The sequence below is a fragment of the Actinoplanes xinjiangensis genome (assembly GCF_003148685.1).
GTDB lineage: Bacteria > Actinomycetota > Actinomycetes > Mycobacteriales > Micromonosporaceae > Actinoplanes > Actinoplanes xinjiangensis.
On sequence record NZ_QGGR01000004.1, the window covers coordinates 327343 to 340650 of the forward strand.

Sequence of the window (13308 nt, forward strand, 5' to 3'; positions counted from 1 at the left end):
CCTGTCGTACACGCGTGGCATGCTCGACCTCATGACGGGGAGCGTGCACAGCACGGTCATGGTCGGGCGCGATCCCGACCTCGCCGCGCTGCGCGAGGCCCTCAAACGCGCGCACGGCGACGAGCCGGCCACCGTGCTGATCGGGGGCGAGGCCGGCGTCGGCAAGACCCGCCTCGTCGAGGAGTTCTGCCGTGGCCTCGACGCCCGTGTCCTCCTCGGCCAGTGCCTGGAGCTGGGCGAGGAGGGCCTGCCGTTCGCGCCGTTCGCGGCCGCACTGCGCGAGTTGTGCCGCCGCGAGGGGCGGGCCGTCCTCGGCGGGCGGGAGGCCGAGTTCGCCCGGCTGCTGCCCGAGCTGGGCCCGACACCGGAGCCCGGCGAGACCCGCCGTGGCCACCTGTTCGAGCTGGTCGGCTCGCTCTTCGCCCGGCTCGGTGAGGAGCGCCCGGTCGTCCTGATCGTCGAGGACCTGCACTGGGCCGACCGGTCCACCCGCGACCTGATCGCCTTCCTGGTCCGCTCGGCCCGTGTGCCCCGGCTGCTGCTGATCGCCACCTACCGCACCGACGAGCTGCACCGCGGCCACCCGCTGCGCCCGTTCCTGGCCGAGCTGGAGCGGGTCCGCGGCGTCCAACGGCACGACCTCGACCGGCTCGACCGCGACGGCACCGCCGAGTTGCTCGGCCACCTTCTCGGCGCCGAGCCCGACCCGCCCACCGTCGACGCGATCAGCCGGCGGGCCCAGGGCATCCCGTTCTTCATCGAGCAGTTCGCCGCCTCCGCCGACCCCCGCTGCGGCGACATCCCCGACACCCTGCGCGACCTGCTGCTCTCCCGCGCCGACCAGCTGCCCGACCCGGCCCAGCGGGTGCTGCGCGTCGCCGCGGTCGGCGGCATCCGCTTCGGCCACGAGCTGCTCACCCGGGTCGCCGGCGTCGACGAGACCACCCTGGAGTCCGCGCTGCGCGCCGCCGTCGCCGCCCAGCTGATCGTCACCGACCCGCACGGCGGCTACGAGTTCCGGCACGCCCTGGTCCGCGAGGCCGTCCACGACGACCTGCTGCCCGGTGAGCGGGCCCGCCTGCACGCCCGCTACGCGCAGGCCATCGAGACCGAGCCGCACCTCGTCGAGGCCGACCGTGCCCCCGCCGAGATCGCCCACCACTGGTTCTCCGCCCGCGACCACGCCCGCGCCCTGGTCGCCGCCCACCGGGCCGCCGACGCCGCCGGCTGCCGTTACGCGTTCGCCGAGCGGGCCCGCCTCCTCGACCGCATGCTCGAGCTGTGGGACCAGGTGCCCGACCCGGCGCCCCTGGTCGGCGTCGGCCACCTCGACCTGCTGGAGGAGGCCGCACTCGCCGCCATCGACTCCGGCGAGCACATGCGCGCCCTCACCCTCACCCGGGTCACCCTCGCCGACCTCGACTTCGAGGCCCAGCCGGTCCGCGCCGCCCGCCTGCTGATCCGCCGCGCCAAACTGCTGCGCAACGCCGGCAAGAGCGACGGCGCCGCCGAGGCCCGCGAGGCCTGCCGCCTGCTCAGCGCCGTGCCCCGCGACCACACCTGGCTCAAACTGTTCAGCGACGTCGTCCACGTCCTGTCCGCCGTCGACGGTCCCGAAGCCGACCGGATCGCCCAGATGGTGCTCACCGCCGCCGCCGAGCTGGGTGACGAGGCCGCCCAGGTGGCCGCCGAGATCACGTACAGCAAGGTGTGCAGCGGCCGTCTCCCCGCCGCCGAGAGCGTGCCCACGATGCGCCGCTCCGTCGACCGTAGCCGTGCCTCCGGCGACGTCCCCAACCTGGCCGCGGCCCTGGTCAACCTCTCCGACGCCCTCTTCGAACTGGGCGACTACGCCGCCTCCGCCGCAGCCGCCGCCGAGGGCGTCCCGCTGGCCGACCGCGTCGGCGTCAGCCGCACCACCGGCGTCTACCTGCTGGCCAACCATGCCGAGGCGCTGATGGCCCTGCGCCGCTGGGACGAGGCCGACACCCTCCTGGCCCAGGCCGCCCGCCACGACCCACCCGGCACCCTGGCCCTCCCCGGCCTCCGCCTCCGCGCCCGCCTGCGCCTGGCCCGCGGCCACGACGGTGCCGCCCCGGTCGTCGCGCAGGCGGTCACGTTCCTGGCGAAACCGTTCCTGACCCACGAGGCCCGCATCTCCCTGCTGGAGCTGCGCATCGTCGCCGCCCTCGCCGCGGGCGACACCACCACCGCCGGCGCCGCGGCCGACGCCGCCCTGCACGACGCCGCCCTCACCCAACGCCCCCGCTACAGCTGGCCGGCTCTGGCGGCCGCCGCTCGGACCCTCCCACCCGCCTCGACACCCGCGGCCGGGCCCGCGCCGTCTTCGTCGGTGCGGAGTGGTCCGTCTTCTTCGGTGTCTGCGGTGGGAGGCGGGTCGCTTCCTTCGATCTCCGGGGTCGGGGGCGAGCCGTCTTCGGTGTCTGCTGTCCGGGGTGATCCGCTTTCTTCGGTGTCTGTAGTCGGGGGCGAGCCGTCTTCGGTGTCTCCGGTCGGGGGCGTGCCGCTTTTGGTGTCTGCTGTCCGGGGTGGTCTGCTTTCTTCGGCCTCTGTGGTCGACGGTGGGCCGCTTTCCTCGACGCCTGCGGCCGGGGGCGTTTCGGTCTCCGCGACACCCGCCGCCCGGGCGGGGGCGATCCGCGCGGTCGCTGATCGGCTGCCCCAGCGGTATCCCGCCGAGCGTGCCTATGCCGCGCAGGTGGCCGCCATTCTGGACGGCGGCGCCGACCGTTGGCGGGCGGCGGTCGAGGCATGGCGGGCCGACGGGCAGCCCTACCAGGTGGCCGGCGCGCTCCTCGATCTCGCCGAGGCATCAGCCGCCGACCGGTCGGCCGCGACCGCCGCACTCGCCGAGGCCGCCGCGATCGCGAACACCCTCGCAGCCCGTCCGCTCCGCGAGGCCACCGACGTCCTGGCCCGCCGACTGGGCATCCGGAACGCCGCGTCCGCCACCGCGGGCACCGATCTCCTGACCGCCCGGGAACGCGAGGTCCTCCGTCTGGTTGCCGAAGGCCACAGCAACGGCCGCATCGCCGAGCGCCTGTTCATCTCCCCGAAAACGGCGAGCGTCCACGTCTCCCGGATCATCGCCAAGCTGGAGGTCACCAACCGGGTCGAAGCTGCCGCAGTGGCGCATCGCCTCGGGTACCTCGACATCTGAAGTCCATCGCCCGGCGCCATCTGGTCACGGGCATGGCTCGCGCGCGGCTGGTTGTCTCGTGGGCGGGGAGCCCTGTCCGACGGCTCGGGCGGTGGGCCAGGCGGCGGGTGGAAAGGCTAATGGCGGCGGCCGGGGGTCCGATATTGGGGTCCGAAGCACGGGAGGGCGCCTTGCCTGACCTGAGCATGTCGTCCCCGGAGGCAGATGATGGATACCGCAGTCGAGGTGAGTTACGGCGTCGTCGACATGTTGATGGGCCCCGACTCCCTGGTGCCGTGGTGGGCCTGGCTGGCGCCGCTCGCCATGGTCTTTCTGAAGCTGCTGTCGCCGGTGCTCGTTCCGGAGGTCGCCGAGTCCCGGTGGGGATCCGAGAAGAGTGGCAAGTCCGGCAAGGGCAGCAAGAAGAGCAAGAAGGCAGCCAAGGTCAAGAAGAAGAAGTAGCCACCCGGAACCTGTGTGAAAGCCCCGCGCCGGATCGGCGTGGGGCTTTCACGATTCCCGGCGAGTAGACCCGGGTTTTGCCCGCCGCTCGTGGAGAGTTGCGGCGGAATCTTTCGGCGACGCGTCTGGAGAACCCTCGGCGGTCAGGGTTTCGTATCTGTGTGGCCTCCGGGGCGCGAGCGGCGGTGAGCTGCACCCATCCGGCCGGTACTGACCGCAGGGGTGGTCCTGCTCGGTATCGGCTGCATCGCCGGGGCCAGTGGTTTTCGAGCGACGGTGGGAGCGCACGTAACGGGTATGTGGGCTGCTGTCGTCGCCATGACCTCGATGAACGCGCACGGTTTTCGGATCGTGTGCGCCCGTGTGTGCCAGGGCGCCATTGAGAGCACACGTTGAGTGATTGTGTGCGCTGATCAACGTCGCCGATGCCGCAGTCGGCGAACTACGGCAGCCGACCATCCCGGCCGGGGCCAGCGGAACTGGCAGCGAGGCAGGCTCGGCGGAACCGACGACCCAGTGGGACGGCGGGGCCGGCGGCCAGCGGAACCTGTCCCGGCGGAATTGGTGGCGTGGGGAACCGACGAGCCAGTGGGACGGCGGGGTCGGCGGAACCTGTCCCAGTAGAGCTGGTGGCGTGGGGGAACCGAGGACCCGGCAGGACGGCGGGGTCGGTGGCCAGCGGAACCTGTCCCGGCGGAGCTGGTGGCGTGGGGAACCGAGGACCCGGCGGGACGGTGGGGTCGGTGGCCAGCGGAACTTGCCCCGGCGGAACGGGCGGTGCGGGAAACCGACGATCCAGCGGGACGACGACCCAGCGGCCCGGCGGAACTGGCGGCCTGACGGCGCGGCCGGATCGGTGACGCGCACTGTAAGGCGGGTCACCACGAATAAGGCGGGCTACCGGAAATCGGCTACCCAGCGCGCCGGACACCGGCGGGCTGGGTAGCCATCGGAGAACCAGCCGACGAGGAGGTCGGCTCGCGGTGAGTCGAGGTCGGTGTTCCGGGAACGGGCCGTTCATCGACCGCGAGCCTTCGCTCAGCCATCGATCCCGTTACCGACCAGGCGATCCCGCTACCGACCAGGCGATCCCGTTACCGACCAGGCTGGGGTACGGCCGACGGACCCGCGAGATGCCGCCGCTGAGCGGGAGAATGCGGCGTCTGGGCCCGGAATGGCGTGAAGCGGGTACCCGGGCGCGGGGGCCGCGCCCGGCGTGGGTCAGCCGCGGGCTTCGAGGGCCTGCTTGTAGAGGCGGCCTGCCCGGTAGGAGGAGCGGACCAGCGGCCCGCTCATCACGCCGGCGAAGCCGATCTGCTCGGCCTCCTCGCTGAGCTCGACGAACTCTTCCGGCTTCACCCAGCGCTCGACCGGGTGGTGGCGTGGGGTGGGGCGGAGGTACTGCGTGATGGTGATCAGCTCACAGCCGGCCGCGTGGAGGTCGCGGAGGGCGGAGGTCACCTCGGCGCGGTCTTCGCCCATGCCGAGGATCAGGTTGCTCTTGGTGACGAGGCCGGCGGCGCGGGCCTGGGTGATCACGTCGAGGGAGCGCTCGTAGCGGAAACCGGGACGGATGCGCTTGAAGATGCGCGGCACGGTCTCCAGGTTGTGGGCGAGCACCTCGGGTGCGGCACCGAAGACCTCGGCGAGCTGGGCCGGGTCGGCGTTGAAGTCGGGGATCAGCAGCTCGACGCCGCAGCCGGGCATCAGCTTGTGGATCTGGCGGACCGTCTCCGCGTAGAGCCAGGCGCCGCCGTCGGGCAGGTCGTCGCGGGCGACGCCGGTGACGGTGGCGTAGCGCAGGCCCATCGTGGCGACCGACTCGCCGACGCGGCGGGGCTCGTCGGCGTCGAACTCGGCCGGCTTACCGGTGTCGATCTGGCAGAAGTCGCAGCGGCGGGTGCACTGGTCACCGCCGATGAGGAAGGTGGCCTCGCGGTCTTCCCAGCACTCGTAGATGTTGGGGCAGCCGGCCTCCTGGCAGACCGTGTGCAGGCCTTCCTTCTGGACGCGGCCGCGCATCTCGGTGTACTCAGGGCCCATCTTGGCCTTGACCTTGATCCACGGGGGTTTCCGCTCGATGGGAGTCTCGGCGTTGCGCGCTTCGATGCGCAGCATGCGGCGGCCCTCGGGAGCAATAGTCACACCTCGAAGATACGCCCGCACAGGCCGGGCACAGCGCAGGGGCGACGAGGCTCACGTGACCATTCCTGTGAGCGCTGTCACCCATAATTCAGGAGATCGCCGCAACGGTGACTGTTAGCGTTCGGCCTCACGGTGTTGATGGGACCGAGTAGCGCTTCGATCCGCCGGCCGAGAGAGCCACCCGGCAGCTGGGAAGGGTGGCCCGGGCGCCGGAGCGTGAAGACACCCCGGAGCCGCAGTACGACAAAGAGGCGCTCGCGAGCAGTGAGCGCGAAGGTGCGGTGGTACCGCGAGGATCCCGCTCGCCCGCACCTCCCTGGGGCCGCGTTGCAGTCACCAGAGGAGGTCCCGCCATGCAACGCATCCTCTCCACCGAACTGGCCACGCAGGAACCGGGCTGCGAGGTCACCATCGCCGGGTGGATCCATCGCCGCCGGCTGCTCAAGTCGGTCGCTTTCCTGATCGTCCGGGACACCGCCGGGTTCAGTCAGGTGGTCGTCACCGAGCCGGCCGCCCGCGAGCGGCTGGAGCAGCTCACCGAGGAGAGCGTCGTCGAGGTGACCGCCGTGGTCACCGCCAACGAGCAGGCGCCATACGGAGTGGAGCTGACGTCTCCCTCTTTCCGCGAACTGAGCCGGGTGGCCGTACCCCTGCCGTTTGAAATGCATCGTCCCGCGCTGAGCGCGGGCCTTTCCGCCCAGCTGGACCATGCTGCTCTGGCTCTGCGGCATCCGAGCCGGGCGGCGAGCCTGCGGGTCGCGGCCGCCGCGACGAAGGGTTTCCGGGAGGCGCTGGAGGCGCAGCGGTTCGTCGAGATCCACACTCCGAAGATCGTCGGGTCGGCGACCGAGTCCGGGGCGAACGTCTTCAAGATCGACTATTTCGGGCGGCCGGGTTATCTGGCGCAGTCGCCGCAGTTCTACAAGCAGTTGATGGTCGGGGTGTTCGAGCGCGTCTACGAGGTGGGGCCGGTGTTCCGGGCCGAGCCGAGCGACACCGCGCGGCATCTGGCGCAGTACACGTCGCTGGACGCGGAGATGGGTTTCATCACCGACCACCGGGACGTGATGGCCGCGCTCACCCGAACGATCAAGGGAATGCTCGGCGAGATCGGCACCCTGGAAACGGAGATCAGGGACGAGATCCCGGCGGTGCACTTCAGTGAGGCGCTGCGGATCGCCGGCGCGCCCGCGGACGAGCCCGACCTGGCCCCGGCACACGAGCGGGCGCTGGGGGAGTGGGCGCTGCGCGAGCACGGTTCGGAGTTCCTGTTCGTGACCGGCTACCCGATGCGCAAACGGCCGTTCTACACCCATCCCGACCCGGCCGACCCGACCTGGTCGAACGGTTTCGACCTGCTGTTCCGTGGTCTGGAGATCGTGACCGGCGGGCAGCGCCTGCACCGGTACGAGGACTACGTCGCGGCCCTCACCAGACAGGGTGAGCCGCTCGAACCGTACGCGGGTTATCTCGACGGGTTCCGCTACGGCATGCCGCCGCACGGTGGCTGGGCGATCGGACTGGAGCGGTTCGTGGCGCGGCTGACCGGGATCGGGAACGTCCGCGAGACGACCGCGTTCCCCCGCGACCTGAACCGGATCGCGCCCTAGACGCCGGCCGGGGTTGAATGCCGGTGTGATCATCGATCTCGACCGGGCCGCCCCGCCCTCCCGCCCCGCGCCGCCGGTGCCGCGTGTGCTGCCGGCGGCGCTGGTCGTGGTCCTGATGCTCCTGCTCGGGCCGTCGGCGCCGATGCCGCGGGTCCGGGACCTGCCGCAGGTGGCCGCGACCGCCGGGCCGTCCGGGACGTGGCTGCTCACCGACACCACGCTGTACAGCACCTCCACCCGGACGGGCGGCCGGATGGACGTCGTCGCCTGGTCGCTCGACTCCGGGACGGCGCTCTGGCAGCGGGATCTCGACTGGTTCGCCGGGATCCCGGCCCTCACCGAGAGCGGTCCGGTGCTCGTCGTGTCCGGCAACGAGGACACCCGGATCCTCGACGCCGGGACCGGTGCGGACCGGGTCGATCCGCGGACGTACTCGGTGGCCCGTCCGGCCGCCGACCGGGTCGCCCTCTGGGACGGCACGGCGGGAACGCTCGCGCTCTACGACCCGGCGACCGACCGGATCGTCTGGAAACGCCGCTTCCCGGACCGGCTCCACACCGTCGCGGCCACCGCCGACGACCTGCTCGCGGTGACCGATACCGGTGTTGTCAGCATCGCCATGAGCAGCGGTGACGTGGCCGCCGCCACCCGGGAGGCGGTCCCCGCCGGAGGTGCGCCGAGGGCCCGGGTGATCGGCGGCCGGGCCTACCTGCTCGGCGACAACTCGGTGACCATGATCGACATGGCCCGGGCGCGCGCCATGTGGACGGTCCGGATGCTCCTGCCCCGGGCGGTGGTGCCGTGCGGCACCCGGATCTGCGTCTCCGGCGGACCCGGCCTGTTGGCTCTCGATCCGATCAGCGGCGACCCGGTCTGGACCAACGTCGACTGGATCGGCGGCGAGAACGGCATCGTCCGGACCGCCGCCGGCGACGTGCTGCGGATCGACCCGGACAGCGGCGTGGTCCGGCGTGCTCTCGGTCACGGCCTGCCCGCCGGCGACCTGCTGATCCGGCCCGACGGTGCCGGGCTCAGCGTGGTCGAATGGGCGACCGGCCAGGTCCGCGGCCGCCTCCCGGACACCACCCCCAACGGCTGCCGCCGCACCGGCGAACACCTCGCGTGCCAACATGCCGGCGGTCAGGTCAGGGTCTGGCGGCTTTTCTGATCGTACGGCCACCGGAAGCACCGGAAGCCACCCGCGGTGGAGGCCGGCACCCGGCCCGCGAACCGTACCGAAGGGGGTCGGTGTCCCGCGGATCCGCTCCTGCCCTCGTTCGCGAACCGCTCGCTAGAGGAAGACCGCGACGGTGACCACCGTGACGATCACGAACGGGATGACCGTCATGCACATGAGGATGGCCCAGGCGATCGGGTGACCGAAGTTGAGCACCACGCTGCCGTTCGGGCGGGGGACGAAGATCCGCTTGTCGCGCGGATTGCGGTAGAGGGCCATCAGAGCAGTGTGGTGAGGTGGCGCTCGACCACGGGCAGGACCTCGGTGACCGGGATCGGGCGGCCGACCTCGGCACTGAGGGAGGTGACGCCGGCGTCCCGGATACCGCACGGGACGAACCGGTTGAAGTTGGACAGATCGCAGTCACAGTTCAGCGCGAAGCCGTGCAGGGTGACGCCGCGCGACACCCGGATCCCGATCTGTGCGATCTTGCGGTCCAGTCCGCCCTCGGTCGCCCGCACCCAGGCGCCGCTGCGGCCCTCGACCCGCTCGGCCACCACCCCGAACTCGGCGCAGACGTCGATCAGCAACTGCTCGGTCCGGCGGACGTAGGCCACCACGTCCACCGGGTCCGGCAGCTTGAGGATCGGGTAGCCGACGATCTGACCCGGACCGTGCCAGGTGATCCGCCCGCCCCGGTCGACGTCGACCACGGGGGTGCCGTCGAACGGGCGGTCGGCCGGTTCGGTCCGTTTGCCGGCGGTGAAGACGCTCGGGTGTTCCAGCAGCAGCACCGTGCCCGGCTGGGTACCGGCGACCACACCCTCGTGCAGGCGCTTCTGCTCCTCCCAGGCCTCCAGGTAGTCGACCAGGCCGGGACGGAGGACGGTGAGTACGGAAGAGGTCACGACGGCAAGCCTAATCCTCGTCCCACTGGTCGACCGGATCCACTCCGGGACGGATCCGCCACACCAGCACGTCGTCCACCTGCTCCGGCTCACCGAGCATCTGGGTGGCGACCTGGAGCAGTGCGTCCCGGTTGAGGGGTCCCTTGGGGCCGGTCAGCTCCGTGGGCAGGAAGATCGTCTCGACCTTCCAGTACGCGAAGTCGACCCGGGCCTGCGCCCGGTCCAGGTTGCTCATTTTCGGGGTGTTGCCCCATCGGGCGGCCCGGTAGAACAGCTTGGCGGTCGGCCGCTCCGGCGGGCCCAGGCGGCCGGTCTCGTGCCGGCCGGTGTCCGTGTAGTCGCGCGGGCCGAGCCAGTACCCCGCGGGGATGCGGAACAGTTTGTCGCCGCCGCGGGCCATCGTGTACGCCTGCCAGCGCATGGCGTCCACCGCGACCTCGCTGGAGAGGGGCAGCGAGGTCATCACCCCGTTGTCGGAGACGTAGTCCTGCCAGCGCCCGCTGGAGATGAAGACCGGCTCGGCGGAGCGCTCCATGGCGCGCAGCGGCACCGGGGCGATCGGAGCGAGCGCGGCCACGATCGCCACGCCGAGCGCGATCCGCCCGGCCCGGCTGCGGATCAGGCTGTCGCGGCTGCGCACCACCTCGTCGGTGAGCATCGCGATGATCAGCGCGAACACGATGACCACGACGAGCGCGTAGCGGACCGGGAGCGCCGAGTCGAACAGCGGCACTTCGGTGAGCAGCGCGTACAGCAGGGGGATGTTCGAGTGCTCCTCGCCGACGAACTGGAGTCGCGGGCCGAGCGAGAGCAGGAAGAAGACCAGCGCGACGACGGTCAGCGCCCGCAGGGTGACCCGCCGCTCCGGGGCCGACCGGCGCCACAGCAGAGCCGTCGCCACGAAGAAGAGCAGGATCAGCGGCAGGCCCAGGAACGAGGTCGCCTCGGTCGCGTTCGGCGCGAGGTCGGCGCCCCACCCGAACTTCCCGGCCACCGACTGCATCGGGAACGCCACGTAGGCGACCAGGTCCTCGGAGAACTGCCGCATCCCGAACCCGGTGCCGGAGAACTTCAGCGGCCCGGCGAAGTGCATGTAGAGCGGCCAGGCCAGCAGCGCACCGGCCACCACGGCGGTCACGCCCAGCGAGGCCAGGATCGGCCTGATCGCGGTTCTGGCCTCCCGCAGGCCCGGCCGCGACAGCAGCCACACGAGCAGGAAGAGGCCACTGGCCTGGGCGGCGAAGAACAGCGCCTCGGCGGCGACCGAGAAGCCCATGGTGCAGAGCAGGCCCAGGACGATGCCGTTACGCAGCCAGTGATCACGCTCCGGCAGTTTCAGCACCCACCACGCGACGATGCCGACCATCCAGCCGGACGTCCAGTTGAGGTGGCCGTTGGCGTGCGAGACCAGACCGGGGGAGAAGCCGAAGAGCAGACCGCCGACCGCTGCCGCGACACTGCTGCGGACCAGCCAGCGGCGGAGGAACAGATACCACACGAAGGCGGAGCCGGCCAGGTTCAGCGTCATGATGGTCGCGAACGTGACCTGCGGTCCGGCGAAGTAGGTCAGCGGGGCGAACACCACGGCGTAGAACGTGCTCGACGTGTTCATCGCCAGGTTCACGCCGCGTGGCGCGTTCAGCAGGTCGGTGAAGAACGGGTTGCTCAGGTTCTGCAGCAGATGGACGCCGTACGACAGCATCCACTCGAACTGGCCCTGGTCGCTGACGTTCTCGGCGACCACGTTGCGGTACGGCGCGGCCCACAGGCCCTGCACCACGTAGACGGCGCAGGCCAGCGACAGCACCGCCATCACCAGGTGGGCCGGCCAGGCACGGGCACGCCTGGTGCCGGCCTCCTCCGGCGTGATCTCTTCGTCGGGTGTTGCGGTCGTCAGGTCCGTTTCCGGGGCGGGCGCGGCGATCGTCACGCCGCGGAGATTATCCAGCCCCGAATTCATCGGTCGATCGGGTCCACGCCAGGACGAATGCGCCACACCAGAACGTCGTCGACCTGTTCCGGCGGACCGAGCAGATCGGTGGCCGTCATGAGGACCGCGTTACGGAACAGGGTCATGTGGTCGGAGCCGGTGATCTGCTCGGGCAGGAACACGGCCTCCACTCCCCAGTACGCGAAATCAGCGCGGGCCTGGGCCCGGTCACCGTCGCTGAGCTCGGTGACATAGCCGTACAGCGCGGCGCGGGTGAACAGCCAGTCGGTCGGCAGCGGGGGCGCGCCGATCCGCCCGATCTGCTTGCGGCCCTCCTCGGTGTGGGTCATCGGGCCGAGGAAGTAGCCGTCGGGAATCCGGAACTGCGGGCCGCCGCGGGCCATCGTGTACGCCTGCCAGCGCTGCCCGTCGGCCGTGACGTTCAGCGCGAACGGCAGGGCGGAGATCACACCGTGGTCCGACACGTAGCGCTGCCAGGTGCCGTCGGCGATGAAGTCCGGCTCGGGCGCCCGCTCCTGGTGCCGCACCGGCAGCGGGAGGATCGGCAGCAGCGCCGCGACGATCGCCGCGGTCATGCCGGTCTGCACCGACGGGGAGAGCCGCCGGTCCAGCAGCTCCTGGGTGATCAGCGCCAGCACCACGCCGAAGACCACGGCCACGACCAGGGCCAGGCGCAACGGCAGTGCCGCGTCGAAGAGCGGCAGGTGCGAGAGCAACGTGTACGGCATGGGGACGGGCAGTTCCGCGTCCATCCAGTTGAGCTGCGGGCCCAGCGACAGCACCAGGAAGATGAAGCCGACCACCATGATCGCCCGCAGGGTGGCCCGGCGGCCCTTGTCGGCCTGCCGGAAGACCAGCACCAGCGACACGAGGATCAGGGCGACCAGCGGCACGCCGAAGAACGACGTCTCCTCGGTGCGGTTGGGGGCGAGGTCGGAGCCGTACCCGAAGAACCCGGCCACCGAGCGGCTCGGGAACGAGAGGTAGGCGGCCGCGTCCTCGGCGAAGTAGCGCTGGTTGAACCCGGTCCCGGAGAACGTCTGCGGACCGGAGAAGTGCATGTACAGCGGGTACGCCAGGAGGGCGCCGGCCACCACCGCGGTCACCCCGAGCGCCCGCAGCACCGTGGTGAAGGCGGCTTTCACCTCGGCCCGTACCGCCTTGGCCAGCGACCACGTGATGACGAAGAGACCGCTGGCCAGAGCGGTGTAGAAGAGCCCCTCGGCGGCGATCGTGAAGAACGCGGCGAGCATCAGCCCCAGCACCAGGCCGTTGCGCAACCAGCGGCCCGGCTGCCGCAGCCGCAGCACCTGCCACACCACGAGCGGCGCCACCCACCCGGCCGTCCAGTTGAGGTGGCCGTTGGCGTGCGAGATGAAGCCGGGCGCGAAGCCGCAGAAGATGCCGCCCAGTCCGGCGGCCAGCGGGCTGCGGACCAGCCAGCGGTTGAGGAACAGATACCAGGCGAAAGCGGACCCGGCGAGATTCAGTGTGAGGATGGTCACATAACTGACCTGTGGTCCGGCCAGATAGGTCAACGGGGCGAACAGGATCGTGTAGACCGAGATGGAGGTGTTCGCCGCCAGGTTCACCCCCCACGGCACGTTCAGCAGGTCGGTGAAGAACGGATCCGAGCCGTGCCCCAGCGTGTAGACGCCGTAACCCAGCAGCCACTCGAAGAATGCCTGGTCACCGATGTTGTCGGAGAGACCGTTGCCATAGGGGTCACGCCACAGACCGTTGGTCACGTAGACGGCGAGACCGAGAGCGAGCAGGGCGACGGCCAGATGGGCACGCCAAGGGCCGGCGCGGGAGGGCGCCTGGGGCTCGACGGGCGGATCGGCGGACGCGGCGGGGGCGGGGGCGGCGACGGACATCAGCCGCAGGTTAGCAAG

The 13308-nt window shown here is 71.2% G+C and carries 9 protein-coding genes; 4 read left to right on the forward strand and 5 right to left on the reverse strand.

Translation table 11 applies throughout. The features are described 5' to 3' along the window. Nucleotides 1–19: 19 nt before the first annotated feature. Nucleotides 20–3181 carry a helix-turn-helix transcriptional regulator gene (locus tag BC793_RS11270; RefSeq protein ID WP_109592444.1) on the forward strand — a complete coding sequence of 1054 codons (3162 nt, stop codon included), beginning with the start codon at nucleotides 20–22 and terminating at the stop codon, nucleotides 3179–3181. A 204-nt stretch (nucleotides 3182–3385) separates the two neighbouring features. Next, complete coding sequence (locus tag BC793_RS11275; RefSeq protein ID WP_146246234.1) at nucleotides 3386–3622, forward strand: hypothetical protein; 237 nt, start codon at nucleotides 3386–3388, stop codon at nucleotides 3620–3622. Between the two features lie 1221 nt (nucleotides 3623–4843). Here the strand turns inward: BC793_RS11275 and lipA are convergent. Further along, the gene (lipA, locus tag BC793_RS11280) at nucleotides 4844–5806 is read right to left on the reverse strand and encodes a lipoyl synthase (protein ID WP_373871204.1); all 963 of its coding nucleotides are present in this window, start codon (nucleotides 5804–5806) and stop codon (nucleotides 4844–4846) included. A gap of 314 nt (nucleotides 5807–6120) precedes the next feature. On the opposite strand from lipA, the gene aspS reads away from it, so the two are divergent. Then, nucleotides 6121–7377 (forward strand): aspartate--tRNA(Asn) ligase, encoded by a 1257-nt coding sequence (gene aspS, locus BC793_RS11285; RefSeq protein ID WP_109592017.1) that lies wholly within the window; start codon nucleotides 6121–6123, stop codon nucleotides 7375–7377. Nucleotides 7378–7402: 25 nt separating this feature from the next. Continuing rightward, the gene (locus BC793_RS11290) at nucleotides 7403–8545 is read left to right on the forward strand and encodes an outer membrane protein assembly factor BamB family protein (protein WP_109592019.1); all 1143 of its coding nucleotides are present in this window, start codon (nucleotides 7403–7405) and stop codon (nucleotides 8543–8545) included. A 123-nt stretch (nucleotides 8546–8668) separates the two neighbouring features. Here the strand turns inward: BC793_RS11290 and BC793_RS11295 are convergent, their stop codons facing one another. Genes BC793_RS11295 through BC793_RS11310 form a run of 4 tightly spaced genes read right to left on the reverse strand, consistent with a single transcriptional unit; the run spans nucleotide 8669 to nucleotide 13290 of the window. After that, a complete protein-coding gene (locus tag BC793_RS11295; protein WP_109592021.1) occupies nucleotides 8669–8833 on the reverse strand; it encodes a peptide ABC transporter substrate-binding protein in 165 nt (54 codons plus the stop codon). After that, complete coding sequence (gene lipB / locus BC793_RS11300; RefSeq protein ID WP_109592023.1) at nucleotides 8833–9462, reverse strand: lipoyl(octanoyl) transferase LipB; 630 nt, start codon at nucleotides 9460–9462, stop codon at nucleotides 8833–8835. The genes BC793_RS11295 and lipB overlap by 1 nt, the downstream gene beginning before the upstream one ends. Before the next feature lie 10 nt (nucleotides 9463–9472). Continuing rightward, on the reverse strand, nucleotides 9473–11392 hold the full coding sequence (locus tag BC793_RS11305) for a DUF6311 domain-containing protein (protein WP_239169871.1): 1920 nt from the start codon (nucleotides 11390–11392) through the stop codon (nucleotides 9473–9475). A 26-nt stretch (nucleotides 11393–11418) separates the two neighbouring features. Next, nucleotides 11419–13290, reverse strand: a complete 1872-nt coding sequence (locus BC793_RS11310; RefSeq protein ID WP_109592025.1) for a DUF6311 domain-containing protein — start codon at nucleotides 13288–13290, stop codon at nucleotides 11419–11421. Nucleotides 13291–13308: the final 18 nt, after the last annotated feature.